The sequence below is a fragment of the Shewanella sp. Sh95 genome (assembly GCF_001308045.1).
GTDB lineage: Bacteria > Pseudomonadota > Gammaproteobacteria > Enterobacterales > Shewanellaceae > Shewanella > Shewanella xiamenensis.
On the sequence record NZ_LGYY01000047.1, the window covers coordinates 1 to 21,109 of the forward strand.

General features: G+C 45.8%; 19 protein-coding genes. 14 read left to right on the top strand and 5 right to left on the bottom strand.

The window, feature by feature from the left end:
- Window positions 1-102 precede the first annotated feature (102 nt).
- Together AEA42_RS04035 and AEA42_RS04040 are read right to left on the bottom strand one after the other, a co-directional pair.
- Window positions 103-969 (bottom strand): histidine kinase dimerization/phospho-acceptor domain-containing protein, encoded by an 867-nt coding sequence (locus AEA42_RS04035; protein ID WP_231640353.1) that lies wholly within the window; start codon window positions 967-969, stop codon window positions 103-105.
- On the bottom strand, window positions 966-1,694 hold the full coding sequence (locus AEA42_RS04040; RefSeq protein ID WP_037429336.1) for a response regulator: 729 nt from the start codon (window positions 1,692-1,694) through the stop codon (window positions 966-968). Before AEA42_RS04040 ends, AEA42_RS04035 begins: the two co-directional genes overlap by 4 nt.
- A 161-nt stretch (window positions 1,695-1,855) precedes the next feature.
- Between AEA42_RS04040 and AEA42_RS04045 the strand changes: the two genes are divergently transcribed.
- The gene (locus tag AEA42_RS04045; protein WP_055647036.1) at window positions 1,856-3,010 is read left to right on the top strand and encodes an efflux RND transporter periplasmic adaptor subunit; all 1,155 of its coding nucleotides are present in this window, start codon (window positions 1,856-1,858) and stop codon (window positions 3,008-3,010) included.
- A 14-nt stretch (window positions 3,011-3,024) separates the two neighbouring features.
- Entirely contained in the window at window positions 3,025-6,156 is a 3,132-nt protein-coding gene (locus AEA42_RS04050) for a multidrug efflux RND transporter permease subunit (protein ID WP_055647037.1), read from the top strand.
- A gap of 490 nt (window positions 6,157-6,646) precedes the next feature.
- Here AEA42_RS04050 and AEA42_RS04055 read toward each other — a convergent pair whose 3' ends face one another.
- Window positions 6,647-7,615, bottom strand: a complete 969-nt coding sequence (locus AEA42_RS04055; RefSeq protein WP_055647038.1) for an L-threonylcarbamoyladenylate synthase — start codon at window positions 7,613-7,615, stop codon at window positions 6,647-6,649.
- Window positions 7,612-8,457: a DUF6671 family protein gene (locus AEA42_RS04060; RefSeq protein ID WP_050991376.1), complete on the bottom strand. Its 846-nt coding sequence runs from the start codon at window positions 8,455-8,457 to the stop codon at window positions 7,612-7,614. The genes AEA42_RS04055 and AEA42_RS04060 overlap by 4 nt, the downstream gene beginning before the upstream one ends.
- A gap of 181 nt (window positions 8,458-8,638) precedes the next feature.
- On the opposite strand from AEA42_RS04060, the gene AEA42_RS04065 reads away from it, so the two are divergent.
- On the top strand, window positions 8,639-9,520 hold the full coding sequence (locus AEA42_RS04065; RefSeq protein WP_055647039.1) for a LysR family transcriptional regulator: 882 nt from the start codon (window positions 8,639-8,641) through the stop codon (window positions 9,518-9,520).
- A 208-nt stretch (window positions 9,521-9,728) separates the two neighbouring features.
- Here the strand turns inward: AEA42_RS04065 and AEA42_RS04070 are convergent, their stop codons facing one another.
- Window positions 9,729-11,276 carry a POT family MFS transporter gene (locus AEA42_RS04070; protein ID WP_037429342.1) on the bottom strand — a complete coding sequence of 516 codons (1,548 nt, stop codon included), beginning with the start codon at window positions 11,274-11,276 and terminating at the stop codon, window positions 9,729-9,731.
- Window positions 11,277-11,455: 179 nt separating this feature from the next.
- Here AEA42_RS04070 and mioC point away from each other — a divergent pair, with 179 nt between their 5' ends.
- The 11 genes from mioC to atpA all read left to right on the top strand — a co-directional run bounded on the left by mioC (window position 11,456) and on the right by atpA (window position 21,068).
- Entirely contained in the window at window positions 11,456-11,896 is a 441-nt protein-coding gene (mioC, locus tag AEA42_RS04075) for an FMN-binding protein MioC (RefSeq protein WP_037429343.1), read from the top strand.
- Window positions 11,897-12,336: 440 nt separating this feature from the next.
- A complete protein-coding gene (mnmG, locus tag AEA42_RS04080; RefSeq protein ID WP_037413447.1) occupies window positions 12,337-14,226 on the top strand; it encodes a tRNA uridine-5-carboxymethylaminomethyl(34) synthesis enzyme MnmG in 1,890 nt (629 codons plus the stop codon).
- Window positions 14,227-14,343: 117 nt separating this feature from the next.
- Window positions 14,344-14,964: a 16S rRNA (guanine(527)-N(7))-methyltransferase RsmG gene (gene rsmG / locus AEA42_RS04085; protein WP_037413444.1), complete on the top strand. Its 621-nt coding sequence runs from the start codon at window positions 14,344-14,346 to the stop codon at window positions 14,962-14,964.
- A 74-nt stretch (window positions 14,965-15,038) separates the two neighbouring features.
- The gene (locus AEA42_RS04090; protein WP_011718840.1) at window positions 15,039-15,827 is read left to right on the top strand and encodes a ParA family protein; all 789 of its coding nucleotides are present in this window, start codon (window positions 15,039-15,041) and stop codon (window positions 15,825-15,827) included.
- A 9-nt stretch (window positions 15,828-15,836) separates the two neighbouring features.
- On the top strand, window positions 15,837-16,715 hold the full coding sequence (locus tag AEA42_RS04095; protein ID WP_055647040.1) for a ParB/RepB/Spo0J family partition protein: 879 nt from the start codon (window positions 15,837-15,839) through the stop codon (window positions 16,713-16,715).
- Between the two features lie 225 nt (window positions 16,716-16,940).
- On the top strand, window positions 16,941-17,324 hold the full coding sequence (locus tag AEA42_RS04100) for an ATP synthase subunit I (RefSeq protein ID WP_011074336.1): 384 nt from the start codon (window positions 16,941-16,943) through the stop codon (window positions 17,322-17,324).
- A 12-nt stretch (window positions 17,325-17,336) separates the two neighbouring features.
- On the top strand, window positions 17,337-18,131 hold the full coding sequence (gene atpB, locus AEA42_RS04105; RefSeq protein WP_037413438.1) for a F0F1 ATP synthase subunit A: 795 nt from the start codon (window positions 17,337-17,339) through the stop codon (window positions 18,129-18,131).
- 70 nt (window positions 18,132-18,201) lie between these two features.
- Window positions 18,202-18,453: a F0F1 ATP synthase subunit C gene (gene atpE, locus AEA42_RS04110; protein ID WP_006083840.1), complete on the top strand. Its 252-nt coding sequence runs from the start codon at window positions 18,202-18,204 to the stop codon at window positions 18,451-18,453.
- A 38-nt stretch (window positions 18,454-18,491) separates the two neighbouring features.
- Window positions 18,492-18,962 carry a F0F1 ATP synthase subunit B gene (atpF, locus tag AEA42_RS04115; RefSeq protein ID WP_011624650.1) on the top strand — a complete coding sequence of 157 codons (471 nt, stop codon included), beginning with the start codon at window positions 18,492-18,494 and terminating at the stop codon, window positions 18,960-18,962.
- A 16-nt stretch (window positions 18,963-18,978) separates the two neighbouring features.
- On the top strand, window positions 18,979-19,512 hold the full coding sequence (gene atpH / locus AEA42_RS04120; RefSeq protein WP_037413434.1) for a F0F1 ATP synthase subunit delta: 534 nt from the start codon (window positions 18,979-18,981) through the stop codon (window positions 19,510-19,512).
- 14 nt (window positions 19,513-19,526) lie between these two features.
- On the top strand, window positions 19,527-21,068 hold the full coding sequence (atpA, locus tag AEA42_RS04125; RefSeq protein ID WP_037413433.1) for a F0F1 ATP synthase subunit alpha: 1,542 nt from the start codon (window positions 19,527-19,529) through the stop codon (window positions 21,066-21,068).
- Window positions 21,069-21,109 lie beyond the last annotated feature (41 nt).

Sequence of the window (21,109 nt, forward strand, 5' to 3'; positions counted from 1 at the left end):
CGAGTCCCAGTTGGGAGAGGCGCCACCTCAAGTCACAGGACTCACAGTGGACCAGCAGATCATTCTCGACGTGTTAGGCGAACGGTATCGGCAAATTTATTCCTAAATCAGGTGCGGAAAGTCGGTTAGATAGCAATTATCATCCGAATGATAGAGCCGCACGGTTAACTCGCCGGGATCTGCATGCTGGCGAGCATTTTCTAGTAGTGCGATTAGCACCTGACGGATACGGATGGCATCACAGTAAACTTGAAGGCTAGAATCGAGTTCCAACTTAAGTTTGAGTCCTCTGGCATCTAAAGCCGCTGCAAAGGTCTCAATCACAGTACTAAGTTCATCCGCTAAACAAACCTCTACACGATGTAACTCTAAGTGGCCACTGTCGTTAAGGCTCAGCACTCGTAAATCTTCTATCAGGTGATTTAAGCCTTCGACCTGCCGTAACAATCCCTCGAACAACTCACTATTAGGACTAAAAACACCTTCCGCTAAGCCCTGTAATCGACCACGCAAAATGGTGACCGGAGTGCGAAGCTCATGGGCAATAGCCGCATTCCAAAACTCCCGCTCGCGGGTCATACACTCTAATCGCTCAGCCATCGCATTAAAGTCACTGACCAGTTGCGCGGTTTCTCCCATAGTATCTTGATCCATTTTTGCGCGTGCGTTGAGTTTACCTAGAGCGACTTCGCGTAGGCTATATGCCACAGAATTCAACGGATTGAGGATTCGCCGAGACAGACGAACAGCAACAAAAAGCGACATCCCCAATGCGGCGGCGATAGTGCAAACAATCCAGATCATCTCCATCCGAGAAGGCATCCAAGTTTCAGAGATGCTGCCAGGCAAGTAGGTCACCGCAATAGCATAGAAAACATAGGAACCAAATACCGATAGGAAAATAATCCCTAGCGTCATCACTGCTAAGGATTGAATAATTTGTCTGCGTAAGCCTGGTGATTGCTTCATACTTCACCACCAAAGCGATAGCCAACCCCCCAGACGCTGAGCGGTACTCCTTGAATATTAAGGGCTTCAAGTTTTTTACGCAGCTTACTGATATGACTATCTACAGTGCGTTCCTGAGTATCACCTTCGGGCAAGCAATTAATAAGTAGCTCCTCACGGCTAAAAACACGTTTTGGCGCCCGCATCAGACAGGCTAACAGTTTAAATTCAGTGAGTGTCAGATCGAGTATTTGCTGCTGACCTTTCAAGTTCACGCTGGCCTCGTGACTGTCTAAGTCGATTTGAAACTGGCCGACGCGCAATATTTGGCTATTGGTAGACGGGTTAATTCGGACGCGTCGCAAAACAGCTTGAACCCTAGCGACCACCTCAGCAGGATTGAAAGGTTTAACCACATAGTCATCGGCACCGAGGCGTAACCCCATTAACTTATCGATATCTTGGTCAAGCGCGGTGAGCATGATCACTGGTGTATCGCCACGGGAACGAATTTCATTCAATACCTTCCAGCCATCGAGATTAGGCATCTGTACATCAAGCAACAACAGATCGGGCTTAAATGTACCGTGCATGGCTAATGCTTGAATACCATCCGTAGCGTGTTGAGTTCGCAGCCCACTTCGCTGTAAATAGGCAATCAGAATCTCGGCAATCTCGGCTTCATCTTCGGCAATCAGTACAAGTGCCGAAGTCATCTGACTTTTTGTGGCATTGAGATTGGACATAAATAGCTCTAAGGCTGAAATTGAAGAACTTTATCACTCCCTCCACACATTCTCCACAAAGCCTCGAATAATTCGCAATAGCGACTCGTCATAATTCAGTGAGTTCTCAAGCATTGGTCAATGTCATCAGTGAGAACGTAGCAAATAGAGGAGAGTTGGTTATGTTCAGCAAAAAACGGCATTTAAACTTGGTACTCTTGGTAGGAATTGCCGTAATGGGATCGATGGGTTGCGACTCCGCGGAGCAGGAGGAAAATACCCCCTCTCTAATCCAGGTTTCTGTAATCACACTGGATAACGAAGCACTATTGGTCACAGAAGATCTACCTGGTCGCGTTGTTGCTGTTCGCAGTGCAGAGATCCGCGCGCAAGTTAGCGGCATAGTTCAACATCGTCTGTTCGAGCAAGGCAGCGAGGTAACATCTGGCACAGTGCTATTCCAGATTGATCCTGCACAATTTAAAGCCGATGTTGCTATTGCGGCAGCCGCCTTGCAACGAGCCGAAGCCGTATTGGTTCGTTCTCGCCAGGAAACGGCACGCTTGGCCTCCCTGTTAAAAACCGAAGCGGTTAGCCAACAAATGTTTGATGATGCAATTTCCCTGCGCGATCAAGCCGCAGCAGATGTCGCCCAATCCCAAGCGACACTTACGCGGCGCCAGTTAGATTTAGAATTTGCCAGCGTCAAAGCCCCTATCTCAGGGCAAATTGATCAAGCCTTAGTGAGTGAAGGAGCCTTAGTATCACCGACTGATACCACACCAATGGCGAGGATCCAACAAATTGACCAAGTGTATGTCGATGTTCGACTGCCAGCATCTATGTTAGACAGCATGCGTCAGCAAGCAAACGAAGCTAACCCAAAGTTAAGCGTAGAGATCCTGAGCAGCAGCGGTGAGTCTCTTGGCATGAAAGGTCATATCTTATTTTCGGGCTCCGAGGTGGATACAGGTACCGGCGATGTACTGCTGCGTGTACTCGTTGATAATCCACAACATCGCCTATTGCCCGGTCTTTTTGTAAAAGCTCGGGTTCCAAAGACTTACTATTCTTCCACTCTGAGAGTGCCACAACAGACGGTCACCCGTAAGGCGGGTCAACCCCAAGTATGGGTACTCAATGCGGAGGGCAAGGTACATCCAGTAGCAATTAAAGTCGATGAGCTAGTGGCAGGCCGCTACCGTGTGATATCAGGACTATCTGCTGGCCAGCAGATAGTCGTTGAAGGCATCGAACGCCTAAGTCCTGATGCGCAGGTTCATGCTCGGCTTTGGCAACCCACAGCAGAGCAGCAATTAAGTGCCGATGTGCGCTGATTTGGAGACATACCATGCCACAGTTTTTTATTAACCGCCCAGTATTTGCATGGGTGATAGCCCTCTTTATCGTACTGATTGGTGTCATCTCGATTCCGCAATTACCTATCTCTCGCTACCCTTCGGTTGCCCCCGTGTCGGTAAGCATTTATGCCGCTTATCCAGGAGCCACGCCACAAACACTTAATGACTCTGTGATAAGCCTTGTCGAGCGTGAACTATCGGGGGTAAAAAACCTACTGTACTTTGAATCATCAGTTGACAGCTCAGGAAGTGCACAAATTACCGCCACCTTCAAACCGGGCACAGATGCGGAACTTGCCCAAGTTGATGTGCAAAATCGCATTAAGGCAGTCGAACCACGCTTACCTCAAGTCGTACGGCAGAGCGGTCTGCAGGTTGAGTCGGCAGCATCGAGCTTTCTGATGATGATTGGCATGACGTCACCTAATGGTCAATTCGACGAAGTCGCGCTAAACGACTATTTGGCGCGAAATGTTGTCGAGGAACTACGCCGAATCGACGGTGTGGGACGAGTGCAATTATTTGGTGCAGAGCAAGCCATGCGTGTCTGGGTTGACCCCAATAAACTCACCGCCTATGGCCTGACAATGAACGACCTTAGTCTGGCGATTGAACAGCAGAACGCACAAATCGCCCCAGGCCGACTCGGTGATGAGCCAGCCTTACCCGGACAACGCCTAACAGTCCCATTGACCGTACAAGGACAACTGACCACACCCGAGGAGTTCGCCGCTATTGCCCTACGTTCCAGTGTCGATGGCGCCAAATTGGTGTTGGCTGATGTGGCTAGAGTTGAGCTGGGCGCTCAGTCCTATGGTTTTTCGAACCGTGAGAATGGTGTAACGGCAACCAGTGCCGCGATTCAACTATCCCCAGGCGCCAACGCCGTTCGCACCGCTTCAGCAGTGCGAGAACGCTTAGCCGAACTAGCAACCAGCATGCCCTCAGGCATAAGCTATTCAGTGCCCTTCGACACAGCACCTTTCGTCAAAGTGTCTATCAAAAAAGTAATCTATACCCTGTTTGAAGCTATGGGCTTAGTGTTTCTGGTCATGTTCCTGTTCTTGCAGAAGCTGCGCTACACACTAATTCCAGCCATCGTCGCCCCCATCGCATTGCTCGGCACCTTTGCCGTAATGTTGCTGGCGGGTTTTTCAATAAATTCGCTGACTATGTTTGGCATGGTATTGGCCATTGGCATTATTGTTGACGACGCTATTGTGGTGGTTGAAAGCGTGGAACGGCTGATGGCGACCCAAGGGTTATCTCCCAAAGAAGCGACCTCACGGGCGATGAAGGAAATTACTGGTGCGGTAATAGGTATAACCTTAGTGCTAACGGCTGTGTTTATTCCCATGGCCTTTGGTAGCGGCTCGGTAGGCGTTATCTATCAACAATTTAGTTTGGCTATGGCGGTGTCGATCTTAATTTCAGCCTTCCTCGCCCTGTCTTTAACTCCAGCCCTATGTTCGACACTATTGCATCCTGTCAGTGCAGATCACCAACACAAAAGCGGATTTTTTGGTGCTTTTAACCGCGCCTTCGAACGCTTGACGACTCGTTACAGTGCACGGTTAGTACACTTGGTAGGGCGTAGCGGGCGAATGATGGCAGCATTTGCAGTGATCTGCGCTGTACTCGTATTAGCGGTTAAGGAATTACCTTCGTCCTTCCTACCCGACGAAGATCAAGGCTACTTCATGACCTCTATTCAATTACCCACTGGCGCAACAAGCGAACGTACACTAGAAGTGGTAAAAAAATATGAAGCACACGTAGCTACTCGCCCAACATTGGATACCAATATGGTAGTACAGGGCTTTAGCTTTGCAGGCTCAGGCCCAAACGCTGCCATGGCTTTCACTATGCTCAAAGATTGGGATAAACGTAATGGTGCCACAGCGGCAGAGGAAGCAGAACTTGCACAACAAGCTATGGCAAATAACGTCGAAGGCACTGTCATGAGCCTGATGCCACCTGCCATCGACGAGCTGGGGACTTCATCAGGCTTCACTCTATACCTGCAAGATAGAGCCAACCGTGGTGAAACGGCGTTACTTGCTGCACAGGCGCAACTGCTCGAGTTAGCGGCTCAAAGCAAGGTGGTTAGCAATGTCTACCCAGATGGTTTACCGCCCGGTGAAAGCATTAACCTAGATATAAATCGACCAAAAGCCGAGGCTATGGGCCTGTCTTTCGCAGCGGTAAGCAGCACGCTTTCGGCAGCCATGGGATCACAGTATGTCAATGATTTTCCGAATAATGGACGTATGCAACAAGTCATTCTGCAAGCGGAAGCGTCTGCACGTATGCAGCTAGATGACGTGCTAAGCCTGCGGGTGCGTAATACTAGCGGTGGCATGGTACCTCTGCGGGAGGTAGTGACACCCAAATGGAGTGAATCGCCACAGCAAATGATGCGCTTTCAAGGCTTTCCGGCAGTACGAATTTCGGGAGGTGCTGCGCCAGGTGTTTCCAGCGGAGCCTCCATGGCAGAAATGGAACGCCTAGTGGCACAGTTACCACTAGGCTATGCGATAGCGTGGACAGGGGCATCATTACAGGAACGCCAATCGGCTGCACAGGCGCCGCTGCTTATGTTGTTGTCTGCGCTGGTGGTATTTTTAGTTCTTGCTGCACTGTACGAAAGCTGGTCGATTCCGCTATCGGTAATGCTGGTAGTTCCGCTGGGACTCATCGGAGCCGTGGTAGCTGTTATGCTACGAGGCATGCCTAATGACGTGTTTTTCAAGGTGGGGATGATTACCATAATTGGCCTATCAGCGAAAAACGCCATCCTTATCGTCGAATTTGCCCGCCAATTACACGCCGAGGGACGCAGTTTGGTCGATGCAGCAGTAACCGCTGCACGGCTGCGTCTGCGTCCAATCTTGATGACTTCGCTAGCCTTCACCCTTGGCGTCGTCCCTTTGATGCTTGCAAGCGGCGCGAGTGCAGAAACTCAACACGCTATTGGCACCGGCGTTTTCGGCGGTATGCTTAGCGGAACCATACTAGCAATATTCTTTGTTCCTATCTTTTTTGTCTTTGTCATAGGCACACAAGAGCGCATTAATACCAAGCTAGTAAGACGTAATAATTTCAAAACGGCCAAAGGATAAACACCTATACACGTGTACTCAGTTTAGACTACTACGCTCCCCACGGAATAGTAGTAGGCTAGTCCTAACAACGGCTGGCTTACTACTAGCATGTTGTTGTACGGCTAAAGAATAATAAATTATTTAAAAATAAAAGGTTTCAAGCTAATTAATCAAAAGTCTATTTATTATTTCCTACTTTCCCAGATATCCCACTTTTTAAATGCTGAAAATCCCCAAGAATTGATTCCTCCATGGCAAAACCTAATAAAAGGTTGCACTTCACATGTGCACCAATAGCTTTCTAACACTTTGAGTAGTTTTATATTTTTAGTTTCTCTATAGGGAAGTAAAAGAGTAAAACGCATCCGATAAATTAAAATCCATATTATGATTTTTAAATATTTAATTGATGATTAAAAGGTTGCTACCCAAAAAACATATGCCCCTCGTTAACATTTTAACGAGGGGCATTTTTTTGCAAAAAACTGCAATACTGACCACAGAGAAACTATTCCGCAGCAGCGCGGTTTAATCGATCCCAAATATCAGCCCACTCCTCAAGACGAGGTGGCGCTTCAACCAAAAGTGTTTTAATCCCCTTTAGGTCTAATGCGTAAAGAGAGGCATAAAGTGCTTGTCGATATCCTTGGTGGTTGTTCGGTAATATCAGCTTATGTTGGCAATGGATATTTTCCATCTGTGCAGAATATCCCAATATCCCCGTAGCTTCAGGCTCTGCATAAAATTGCGTTGCGAGTGAAGCAGCACAAATTACGACTTTGGCATTAGGTTGATAATGGACTTTCATATTGCCAGAAATAGCTTCTTGATGGCATTCAGGCGTAATAACGGGGAACGGTAAGTAGGGCTGAAAATCCCTCGCGGATAATGGACCACTTCGCAAAATCTCAGCTTGATTTTCACTGATCCGTAAAATAGTCGACTCAGTACCCACACTGCAAATGCCACCATCGAGTACAGCAGCAATCCTTCCATCAAGCCCACTCAATACTTGCTCAGCACTAGTCGGGCTGAGTTTTTTATGTAAGTTTGCAGATGGAGCTGCAACGGCAATATTGAACTGTTGCAGTAGTGATAAAAGCACCGGATGATCAGGCATTCTTATCGCAATACTGGGCAATCCACCAGTTATGACATCCGAAACCGAGGGATGACGCTCAAAGATAAGTGTCAGCGGCCCAGGCCAAAACGCCTCGGCAAGTGGTGCAACCCAATCTGGAATAACGTTAACCCAACGAGAAAGCTGTTCGATGCTGCCAATATGAGTTATGAGTGGATGATTTCTAGGACGTTGTTTAGCCAAAAAAATCTTTTCAACCGCTTCAGGGTTGCTGGCATCCGCCGCGAGCCCGTAGACAGTTTCAGTCGGTACTGCGACTAGTTCGCCCGCAATTAGCAACTCTCCCGCACGTTGTAAATCAGCAGGATTCAGCGCATTAAGTCTTTCTGTTCTCATGGATTACACCAGTGGCAACGATAAGGATCAGCCACACTCTCCTCTTTGGTTTCAATTTGTTGATATTGGCAGTGAAGACATTGACGGATAAAAGCTTTAGCGAGATCTGTTGGCGTACCACACTCGCGGCAAGGCAAACCCACGATGCGATCGCGCAGCCAGAAATCCGCTTGATGACATTGTGGGCAATGTGTTTGAAGGCGCTCAACCAGTTGCAGTGCGGCCTTGATAATATATTGCTGCCGCAGCGGAGAATGCATCGCGCGAAGGTCTGGAGCGACATCAATTGGGCAAGCAAAACGACCATTTTCAGGCCCTAGATTCATCGCTTCTAATGTGGCCAGCAACATATCTAGATTGGCTACACCTTTGATCGTATGGCCATCAACCTTAACTATCCACGCTTGACCCTCTTCAGCACCAGATAACGCCGCACTAAGTGCACTAACATCATCCCCTTGGTAACTTTGCAAGCTTACCGGACCAGATACATTCGCTACGATATCAATATTTTGCCTTGCATCATGCAGTACGATCAGCTCCGTATCCCAATCCATTATTCCTGGCAAAGGCCCTCCCCCAAAACTACCTTCGCTGCCTAACCCCGCCTCTAGACCTGTTAGCTCACAGGCAAGTCGCGCTTTTTTCTTAGCGCACTCTAGTGGTGAAAGCGTACGCTCAACTTCTCCAGAAAAGGTGCCCAGCATGTCGGTATCAAATGCATCCGTTGCGACAATTTCAATCCCAAGTGGCGACAGAATTGGCACAATTTGTGCCGCCTTGCCATGTTTGCTTAACAAGGCAATTCGCTTTGGCATTTTATAATGTGATTGATGATCCATGATGAATACTCACTCCTGAAGTGAGGGGGGTAATTCTTAACTTTAAGCAAACCTAGCCTTACTCAATATTCTCTACAACGCGATAACGACGCTGAATAAGGAAGGCTATTGTTGCCGTATCAGTGATGGGATGTAAAATAGATAGATATTCACATAACGTTCTATATAAGTGAACGATTCTATGAGAAACCTCAATTTTCACCATCTACATTACTTCTGGACTGTCGCTAAAGAAGGACATTTAACTCGAGCCTCCCAGAGGCTAAACATTTCACAATCGGCTTTATCATCCCAGATCAAACAGTTAGAGGAACAACTAGGGCATGAACTGTTTCACCGTCAGGGCCGGGCATTATTACTGACAGAGGTTGGGCATCTCGTTCTCGAGTACGCTGAAGGAATTTTTAATTTAGGTCACGAATTGCTTTCAGTTATGGAAAATGGCGAGCACCAAAGGCTCCAGCTACTAAGAATAGGTGCAGTAGCGACCCTTTCACGCAATTTCCAAGAAAACTTATTACGCCCGGTCATTAAATTAAATAACGTCAAACTTGCTTTAAAATCATCCAACTTTGATGATCTTCTCGAACAATTGCGTGTACATAAATTAGATTTGATCCTCTCAAATCGCCCTGTAGCTTCGGACTCTTCAACCCCTTGGCGCTGTAAATTAATTGCTCAGCAAGGCGTATGCTTAGTCGGCCCAAATAAAGCGGAATTCAATGCATTACGCTTTCCAGAGGATCTAATAAAAGTAAAATTACTATTACCTGGCCCCGACAGTGATATTCGTAGGCAATTTGATTTGTACTGCGAGCAACATGGGCTCTCACTAACCCCTTATGCAGAAGTCGATGATATGGCGATGCTCAGACTATTAGCACGGGATTCGGGTGCGGTGGCCGTAGTACCTGAAGTGGTTGTACAAGATGAGATTCAAGCGGGACTATTGAAAAACTACGCGGCCTTAGATTGTGTGACTGAAAGTTTTTATGCCATAACCGCTAAAAGACACGTTGATTTACCAATCTTACATACTTTGTTAAGTACAAAAATGGAGTAACTGATATCACAATCAGTCGATTGGGATTGATTTTAGTTGCACATAAGCGGCTGGTGCGTTTATTCATCTATTAACCCGATCTGAGGTTAAATAGCATATGTTTGCCAGCCAATTTAGGGCTGAAATTGGCTGGCATTTTGCAGCATCATTGGCTTAAACCAATGAATTACCAAAATTTAAACATCTTAACCAAAAAATATCAGCTCAATCATACCTGCCGGTAGTGATCTTGCATTTGGTATGAACGGGCATACAGTGCAAACACTAATGCCGCCAAAATAGCAAAACCCGCAAAGAAAAACATTTGGAATGCCGTCACGCTCATCCCCGTTTGCATTATTTGCTCAGTCACAGCAGGACTTTTAACACTCACATTGGCAAGCAATACCCAGAGGTTACCAACGGTAACGGAAAGCGTCCAAAAACTCATGATAGTCCCTTTCATCGCTTTAGGCGCTTGGCTATAGGCAAACTCTAATCCTGTCGCCGAAACCAGAACTTCACCAAAAGTCAGCAAAGCGTAAGGTAGAATTTGCCAGAAGATCGAAAGTGCTGAACCACCATCCATCATCAATTGAATCGTCCCCACCACAATCCAACTCAATCCAGTAATGGCAATCCCCGCCCCCATTTTACGTAATGCGGTTAACTTAATCCCCATACGCTCAATCGCGGGGTATAACACAAAGTTATTGAATGGGATCAATAGCATCACTAACAGTGGATTTAAAGCCTGCATCATTGCAGGTTCAAACCACGAAGGTTTAACCATATCATTGGCCTGCAAAATCCAAGTCGAAGCCTTTTGATCGAATAACGACCAAAATGGGGTAACCAACGCAAATAAAACCAAAATTCGAAGGACTGAACGTACACCATCTACCGCAATATCAGGATGACAGCTTCGAGCACGCTCAAGTTGTAATGAAGCGCCAGCCCCTACAAACCCCATCAGTAGCACCATAGCACTACAAAGGCCCGCGACGATTCCTAGAGTTGGGATATTCACCAGCGCATAGGCAGCAGATATCCCACCAATTAGTGCCAACACTAAACCGATATTTCCCTTACCTTCCACTTTAGTAAGCAAGGCGCTGCGGATCACAGGTAAAAAACCATGGGGATCCTTTGGTTCTGGTGGCATATGCACATAACGCTTACGACCTAACCAGAAAAATACCGTCGCAATAAACATCAGCACGCCGGGGATCCCGAAAGCAACAGCGGCACCAAAGTTTTTAAGTAACAATGGCATAGATAAGGATGCGAAGAAAGAACCAAAGTTGATAGTAAAGTAGAACATATCAAAGGCTTTTTGAGCCAATGACTTATTAGTCTGATCAAATTGATCGCCCATAAAGGAAGAAACTAAAGGTTTTATCCCACCAGAACCTAAAGCAATTAAAAATAACCCCGTATAAAAACCTTGTACACTGTGCTCAAAAATCGCCAAAAAAGCATGGCCCACGCAATAAAGTAAGCTTAACCAAAGAATGGTGTTGTACTTACCAAAAAATCTATCCGCAATCCAGCCACCCAATAATGGGAAAAAGTACACACCAATTACAAAGGAATGGAACACATCCTTAGCCACAGCGCCACGGAGATCCTCCGGAATGGACAGCAAAAGTGCTGTCATTAAGAAAGGTGTTAGAATGTTGCGCATGCCGTAAAAGCTGAAACGCTCACAAGCTTCACTGGCAATAATATAGGGGATTTGACGTGGCCATTTTGGCGCATCAACAGGTGTAGTCATCTGTTATCCTATTATAATTGTTATAAAAAACTTAAGGTTATCGGTATAAAACCAAGATTGCAGCCAAGGATACTAACAGACTGCGAATCAATATTGGCTAAATTTATACAACAAAATACGCTAAGTAGATGTAAGCCCCAAAAATGATAGAAAATTAACGACCACAGAGAGCAGTAACAATGACCAAAATTGCTATATTAGTCGGTACCACCCTCGGCAGCAGCGAATATATTGCAGATGAAATGCAGGCTCAGCTGACCAAATTAGGGCATGAAGTAGACACTTTTTTAAGTCCAACACTGGATTTACTGCAACCCTATTCCCTCTGGATCATCGTTTCATCAACCCATGGCGCAGGTGATCTTCCCGATAATCTACAGCCATTTTGTAAAGAAGTTCTACTCAATACACCAAATCTACACCAAATTAAGTTCGCATTATGTGCCATTGGTGATTCGAGTTATGACACCTTTTGCCAAGGCCCAGAGAAGCTTGTTGATGGACTTGAATATAGCGGTGCAAAAGCGTTTGTGGATAAGATCCAGATCGATGTACAACAGGATCCTGTGCCAGAAGACCCAGCTTTAGCGTGGTTGGCACAATGGCAGGATCAAATTTAAGATCCTCATTTTCAAAATACCTGAAACAACCCACAGTTTAGATCTTATTTATCCACAAAAAACTATTTATATGTATATTTTTGTGGATAAACTATTATTTAGATCTGATCAACCTCTGTGCTATTCACATCATGATCCGCTCAAAGATCCACCCTGTGGATAAATAGCGGATCTATCCCCACCTTTAATGACAGTAGATCTCGGTTAGATCACAGGATCAAAAGCTCATTAACCACTGATATAAAAGAGAAATTAGCCTTACCCACAGGAAAGTGCGATCCTAATAGTAAACATAATAAGAAGATCTATATAAAGATCTTAAGATCTATTAGTCCAGATCCACTGGATCTATTTTCGAAAAATGATCATTCACCTCAATCAAAGCAAATGCTAAAATGATCGGCTCTCATTGGGTCACTTAAGTTTTTAAAGGTAAGGTCATGCATTTTCATGAACGGTTTGATGTTATTGTAGTTGGTGGTGGTCATGCCGGAACTGAAGCCGCATTAGCCGCAGCAAGAATGGGTTCTAAGACATTATTGCTAACGCATAATCTTGATACTTTAGGACAAATGTCATGTAACCCAGCGATCGGTGGCATTGGTAAAGGTCATTTGGTTAAAGAAATCGATGCATTAGGCGGTGCAATGGCGATCGCAACCGACTATGCAGGGATCCAATTTAGAACCTTAAACTCGAGTAAAGGCCCAGCGGTTAGAGCAACTCGTGCACAAGCAGATCGCGCGTTATATCGTCAGAAGATCCAAAATATTCTGCAAAACCAACCTAACTTACGTATTTTCCAACAAGCTGTAGATGATCTTGTTGTAGAAAATGATCGCGTTATCGGTGTCGTTACCCAGATGGGACTAGCCTTCGAAGCCGCCGCAGTCGTATTAACCGCAGGGACTTTCCTCAGTGGTAAGATCCATATAGGGTTAGAAAACTACAGTGGCGGTCGTGCAGGCGATCCACCATCTATCGCACTCGCCCATCGTTTACGCGAGTTGCCTATCCGTGTTGGCCGTTTAAAAACCGGTACACCACCACGTATCGACGCCAATACCATCGATTTTACTCAAATGACAGAACAAAAAGGTGATACGCCATTACCTGTAATGTCATTTATGGGCGATTTGAGCCATCACCCGAAACAAATTTCTTGTTGGATCACCCATACCAATGAAAAAACCCACGATATTATTCGTGGAGGTTTAGATAGAAGCCCAATGTACTCCGGTGTTATCGAGGGGATCGGCCCACGTTACTGCCCTTCTATCGAAGACAAGATCCATCGTTTTTCTGATAAATCATCGCACCAGATCTTTATCGAACCAGAAGGCTTAAACACCAATGAGATTTACCCTAACGGGATCTCTACCAGTCTTCCCTTTGATGTACAGTTAAATTTGGTTCGTTCGATCAAAGGGATGGAAAATGCTGAGATCGTACGTCCAGGATACGCGATTGAATACGATTATTTTGATCCTAGAGATCTTAAAAACTCGTTAGAAACCAAAACCATTAATGGATTATTCTTTGCTGGCCAGATCAACGGTACAACCGGTTATGAAGAAGCTGGCGCCCAAGGTTTACTCGCTGGGATGAACGCAGCACTGCAAGTTCAAGGCAAAGAAGCTTGGTGCCCTCGTCGCGATGAAGCTTACATCGGAGTATTGGTTGACGATTTATCGACGTTAGGCACTAAAGAACCCTACCGCATGTTTACCAGCCGTGCCGAATACCGCCTATTGCTGCGTGAAGACAACGCCGATCTGCGTTTAACCGCAAAAGGTCGTGAACTGGGTCTGGTGGATGATGCGCGCTGGGCGTCTTTCAGTGAAAAACTGGAATCGATCGAATTAGAGCTACAACGTCTACGTAGCCAGTGGATCCATCCAAACTCTCCATTAGTGCCAGTGTTAAATCCGCACTTGAATACGCCTATTTCTCGCGAAGCATCTTTTGAAGAATTACTTCGTCGTCCAGAAATGGATTACAACAAACTGATGCAGATTGAAGGCTTTGGTCCTGGTCTTACCGATCCACTCGCCGCTGAGCAAGTACAGATCCAAGTTAAGTACTCTGGCTATATCCAACGTCAGCAGGAAGAGATCAATAAAGCGGTACGTAATGAGAACACGGGTTTGCCATTGAACCTTGATTACAAAGAGGTTCCTGGGCTTTCAAATGAGGTGATTGCTAAGTTAAATAGCCATAAGCCTGAAACCATTGGTCAAGCGTCACGTATCTCAGGTATCACCCCAGCAGCTATTTCAATTCTGCTAGTACATCTGAAAAAACGTGGTTTATTACGCAAGAGCGCGTAAAAGCTAGCTTAATCGCCAGTTTGGTCGCAGAAGGGAAGCATTCAGGCTTCCCTTCGACGTTTCAGGGCTTCATAATAGCCGACGAGTTTATCATTGCATTTTTGTTGAGGTTGTTCAGTGTTATCTGCCCAGTTAGAGGCCTATTTAGCCGAAATTAATCTGCCCGCTACCGCTGAGCAGAAAAAGCAACTGCTTGATTTTGTTGGTATGCTCAACAAATGGAATAAAGCCTATAACTTAACCTCAGTAAGAGATCCCGAGATCATGCTTGTCCGTCATATCATGGACAGCTTAGTGGTATCAAAACATCTGCAAGGTGAACGCTTTATTGATGTTGGAACTGGTCCTGGACTGCCTGGCATCCCATTGGCGATTATGAATCCTGGTAAAACTTTTGTGCTACTTGATAGCTTAGGTAAACGCATTCGTTTTCAAAAACAAGTAGCCTTCGAATTAGGCATTCATAATATCAGTTCGATAGAAAGCCGAGTTGAGGCCTATCAACCTGAGCAAAAGTTCGATGGTGTGCTAAGCCGTGCCTTTGCGTCAATCCATGATATGTTGACATGGTGCCATCACTTGCCAGCTGAGCATGGGCAATTTTATGCGCTCAAGGGACAACTGAGTGATGAAGAGATGCAACAAATCCCCGCTGGCTTTGCGATAACTGAAACCATCGAACTCAAGGTGCCAAAACTCGATGAGCAAAGACATTTACTCAAAATAATCAAAGAATAACAGGCTTAAAGCTCCTCATTTTGAATGGATTTTTAAGTAGGCAATAAACCAGAATTTACATACAGGGTGACATTGTGGGTAAAGTAATTGCCGTGGCCAACCAGAAAGGTGGCGTAGGGAAAACAACAACTTGTGTCAATTTAGCCGCCTCATTAGCCGCGACTAAGCGTAAAGTGCTACTGATCGATCTTGATCCACAGGGCAATGCCACTATGGGCAGCGGTGTCGATAAATACGAAGTCGAAAACACGGCTTACGAACTGCTGGTAGAAGAAAAGCCCTTCGATGAAATAGTGGTCAAAGACACCACGGGAAAATACGATCTAATTGCCAGTAATGGCGATGTGACTGCGGCAGAAATCAAACTCATGGAGTTTTTTGCCCGTGAAGTGCGCTTACGTAATGCGCTCGCGCCGATAAAAGATCAATACGATTATATCTTTATCGATTGCCCTCCTTCGCTCAACATGTTGACGGTTAATGCTATGTCGGCGGCGGATTCTGTGCTGGTGCCAATGCAGTGTGAGTACTTTGCACTGGAAGGTTTAACCGCCTTGATCGATACCATCACCAAATTGGCAGCCGTGGTGAATCCTGGTCTTGGGATAGAAGGGATTTTACGCACTATGTATGATCCGCGTAATCGTCTTTCAAATGATGTGTCCGATCAGCTAAAACAACACTTTGGCGATAAGGTGTATCGCACTGTGATCCCGCGTAACGTGCGTTTAGCCGAAGCGCCGAGCTTTGGTGCACCCGCTATGTATTATGATAAATCGAGCGCGGGAGCTAAAGCATATTTAGCGCTGGCTGGTGAGATGATCCGCCGTTCCGAACAGAAAACTCAGGCTAAGCGAGCGTAAAGGAAAACCATGACGTTAAAGAAAAGAGGGTTAGGTAAAGGCTTAGATGCCTTACTGAGTAATAGCCACGCCGCGAGTAAAAAACACACGGAAGAAGTGGTCGTTGTCGATAAAAAAGAGGAACTTATCCATCTTGATCTCGACCTATTACAGCCGGGAAAATACCAACCTCGTAAGGACATGTCTCCCGAGGCATTGGAAGAACTTGCCCATTCCATCTGTAATCAAGGCATTATCCAGCCGATTGTAGTGCGCCCTGTTAGCAATAACCAGTATGAGATTATTGCCGGTGAGCGCCGTTGGCGCGCTTCCCAATTGGCGGGTGTTGAAAAAATCCCTTGTATCGTTAAAGCGGTTCCCGATGATGCTGCTATTGCTATCGCCTTGATCGAAAACATTCAGCGTGAAGACTTAAATGCCATGGAAGAAGCCATTGCATTACAACGTTTAATGCAAGAATTTGAACTGACTCACCAACAGGTCGCCGATGTTGTGGGAAAATCTCGGGCGAGTGTATCTAACTTGTTACGTTTAAACGGTTTAAATGAGCCTGTTAAGCGTTTACTCGAGTATGGCGATATTGATATGGGCCATGCGCGCGCTTTGCTCGCAATTGAGGGTGAAGAACAAACAAATCTGGCGAGATTAGTGGCAGCCAAGGAATTAACCGTTCGCGAAACTGAACGATTGATTAATCAAACCTTAAATCCACCCAAACCCGTCGAAACTACGACTAAAGATCAAGATGTTTGTCGTTTAGAGCAGCAGTTAATTGAAAGATTAGGTGCCAAGGTTTCGATCGCTCATAGCAGTAAGGGGAAGGGTAAAATTGTAATTAACTATCAGAATCTGGCTGAATTAGACGGAATTCTTAGCAAAATTCGTTAATGTCTGTAGATTAACAGTTTTTAATGTAAATTTGTGACATATGTTAATTTTGGATTTTGACTGTTTTGGCGCTATATCACGTTAAAAGTGCTGTTTTTCCTTATCTCAAAGTTGCAATGAAGGCGTGAAAAGGTATACTTTCGCAAGCTTTTTGTGCATCGACATAAATACGGATATTTGTCATCCGGTCATCGAAACAAAAAGTATAAATGCGGAGAGGATGAGTTGAGTAAGGTTTTAGCGCGTCGTGGCCGGTGGTCAGCCTATAAATTGGTGATGATGCAGGCGGCGGTGGCTGGGGGTGCTTCAATTCTCTTTTTCGTCGTGTGGGGAGTTCAGTTTGGCTATTCTGCATTAGCAGGTGGTTCAATTGCTGTGCTCCCTAATTTTGTATTCGCGACCCTCGCTTTCTCCCATACGGGAGCAAGTTCAGCTGCAAAAGTGATTAAAACTTTTTACTGGGGGGAAGCGGTAAAGTTGCTGTTAACCATCGCAATGTTTTCGCTAGTGTTTATCAATCTTAAGGTCGCATTTATGCCTCTTTTTGTTTGTTACGTGCTGACGTTGATCGTGCATTGGACAGCTCCTTTATACTTCAAGCAAAGTTAAGTGGGATGAATCATGGCTGCAACTGGTGAAGCGTTAACACCGCAGGGCTATATCCAGCATCACCTTACCAACCTACACGTTGGTGAAGGCTTCTGGACATGGCACATTGATTCGTTGTTCTTTTCGGTTGGTCTTGGTGTTCTGTTCCTGTGGATTTTCCGTAGTGTTGGTAAAAAAGCGACTTCAGGTGTTCCCGGTAAGCTGCAATGCTTTATCGAGATGATCGTGGAGTTCGTTGATAACAGCGTGAAAGAAAGTTTTCATGGCCGCAATGCCGTGATCGCGCCTTTAGCTCTGACCATTTTTGTATGGGTATTCATGATGAACTTCATGGATATGCTCCCTGTAGACTGGCTGCCTTGGCTAGCAAGTTTAGCGGGAATTCCATACTTAAAAGTGGTTCCGACGACTGATGTAAACATCACCTTCAGCTTAGCTATCGGTGTGTTTGTGCTGATTATTTACTACAGCATTAAGGTCAAAGGCGTGTCTGGTTTTGTTAAAGAACTGACGCTACAGCCCTTTAACCATAAGGCAATGATACCCGTCAACCTCCTATTAGAGACTGTTACCTTAATCGCTAAACCAATTTCATTGGCATTGCGTCTATTTGGTAACTTGTACGCAGGTGAGTTGATCTTCATCCTTATTGCGCTGATGTATGGTACCAACTTGTTATTATCTTCCCTAGGTGTGACTCTGCAACTAGGTTGGTTAATTTTCCACATTTTGGTTATCACGCTGCAGGCGTTTATCTTCATGATGTTGACCATTGTTTACTTAAGCATGGCCCATGAAGATCATTAAGGATTGCTGAAGAAATTTTAAACTAAATCATCAACTAATTAGATTTAGATTTTAGATACTGGAGATACAGATGGAAACGATTTTAGGCATGACAGCTATCGCTGTTGCTCTGCTGATTGGTATGGGTGCTCTTGGTACTGCAATCGGTTTCGGCTTATTAGGTGGCAAGTTCCTGGAAGGCGCTGCGCGTCAACCAGAAATGGCTCCTATGCTGCAAGTTAAAATGTTCATCGTAGCGGGTCTGTTAGACGCCGTAACAATGATCGGTGTTGGTATCGCATTATTCATGCTGTTCACCAACCCACTGGGTGCAATGCTGTAAGAAAACGCTTCTGTCTTAACTCTAAATAGGAGGCTGTTGTGAATTTCAACGCTACCCTAATCGGTCAGACGGTCGCCTTTATCATCTTCGTGTGGTTCTGCATGAAGTTTGTATGGCCCCCTTTGATGAATGCCATCGAAGCGCGCCAAAAAAGGATTGCTGACGGTCTAGCTGATGCTGATCGTGCGGTAAAAGACCTAGAGTTGGCTCAAGCGAAAGCGACTGACCAACTAAAAGAAGCCAAGGTGACGGCTAACGAAATTATTGAGCAAGCTAACAAGCGTAAAGCTCAAATAGTGGAAGAAGCTAAAGCCGAAGCAGACGCTGAGCGTGCCAAAATCATCGCTCAGGGTAAAGCAGAAATTGAAGCTGAACGTAATCGCGTGAAAGAGGATCTGCGTAAGCAGGTTGCTACTCTTGCCATCATGGGTGCTGAGAAGATCCTTGAGCGTTCTATTGATCCAGCCGCCCACAGTGACATAGTTAATAAACTAGTCGCTGAAATTTGATAAGGGAGTTTGAGTTATGGCTGAATTAACCACCATCGCTCGCCCTTACGCAAAGGCAGCTTTTGACGTTGCTGTTGAACACAACGCAGTGGATACCTGGGCCGAAATGCTCACGTTTGCCGCATTGGTTAGTGAAAACGAAACCATGCAGCCACTGCTGACTGGCTCTTTAGCCAGCACCAAACTCGCCGCACTCTTTATCAGTGTGTGTGGTGAGCAAATCAATGAGCAAGGTCAAAACTTGATAAAGGTAATGGCTGAAAACGGTCGCTTAAAGGTACTACCTGCTGTATCTGAGCTTTTTGCTCAATACCGTAATGAGTGGGCAAAAGAAGTGGAAGCCGATGTGGTTTCTGCAGCTGAGCTCAGCTCTGAACAACAGCAGCAGATCAGTATTTCTTTAGGGAAACGTCTCGCACGCAAAGTTAAGCTGAATTGCAGCACTGACGCCGCGCTTATCGCCGGTGTAATCATTAAGGCAGGTGACTTAGTCATTGATGGCTCTGTCCGCGGTAAGTTATCGCGTCTGTCTGAAAAGCTGCAGTCGTAATTGGGAGTTTGAGCATGCAACTGAATTCCACTGAAATCAGCGATCTGATTAAGCAGCGGATCGAGCAGTTCGAAGTCGTTAGCGAATCTCGTAACGAAGGTACTATCGTTGCGGTTAGTGACGGCATTATCCGCATCCACGGCCTAGCCGATGTGATGCAAGGTGAAATGATCGAACTGCCTGGTAGCCGTTTTGCAATCGCGTTGAACCTTGAACGTGATTCTGTCGGTGCCGTAGTAATGGGCCCTTATGCTGATTTAGCAGAGGGCGTAAAAGTTAAAACTACTGGCCGTATTCTGGAAGTTCCAGTCGGTCGTGGCCTGTTAGGCCGCGTAGTTAACACTCTGGGTGAGCCTATTGACGGAAAAGGAGCTATCAACAACGATGGTTTCTCTCCTATTGAAGTGATTGCTCCTGGTGTTATCGAGCGTAAGTCAGTAGATCAACCCGTTCAAACTGGTTATAAAGCCGTTGACGCTATGATCCCAATCGGTCGTGGCCAACGTGAATTGATCATTGGCGACCGTCAAACTGGTAAAACAGCCATGGCGATCGACGCAATCATCAACCAGCGCGATTCTGGCATTAAGTGCGTATACGTAGCAGTAGGCCAAAAGGCTTCTACTATCGCTAACGTAGTGCGTAAGCTAGAAGAACACGGTGCATTAGCTAACACTATCGTTGTGGTTGCTACAGCTTCTGAAGCTGCTGCGCTGCAATACTTAGCACCGTACTCTGGTTGTGCTATGGGTGAATACTTCCGCGACCGCGGTGAAGATGCTCTGATCGTATACGATGACCTGTCTAAGCAAGCAGTTGCTTACCGTCAGATCTCGTTACTATTGAAGCGTCCACCAGGCCGTGAAGCTTATCCTGGTGACGTATTTTATCTACACTCTCGTTTATTAGAGCGTGCTTCACGCGTAAACGAAGATTATGTAGAAAAGTTCACTAAAGGTGCAGTAACAGGTAAAACCGGTTCGTTAACCGCGCTGCCTATTATTGAAACTCAGGCGGGTGACGTATCTGCATTCGTACCGACCAACGTAATTTCGATTACTGACGGTCAGATCTTCCTTGAGACCGATCTGTTTAACTCTGGCTTACGTCCAGCGGTTAACCCAGGTATTTCTGTTTCTCGTGTTGGTGGTGCGGCTCAGACTAAGATCATCAAGAAACTGTCTGGTGGTATTCGTACTGCTCTTGCACAGTATCGTGAACTTGCTGCGTTCTCACAGTTTGCATCTGACTTAGACGATGCAACTCGTGCTCAGCTAGAGCATGGTGTGCGTGTTACCGAACTGATGAAGCAAAAACAATATGCTCCTATGAGTGTAGCTGCTCAAGCTGTGTCTATTTTCGCAGCTGAAAAAGGTTACCTGAAGGGCATTGAGCTGAAAAAAGTTGGTGATTTCGAAGCCGCTCTGCTCTCGTACATGAACAGCGAGCATGCTGCTTTAATCAAGCTTATCAACGAGACTGGCGATTATAACGCCGATATCGAAGCTGAATTAAAAGCTGGCCTCGACAAGTTCGTAGCAACCCAAACCTGGTAACAATGATAGAGGTGTCTTAAGGCACCTCAGGTCCAGATTGG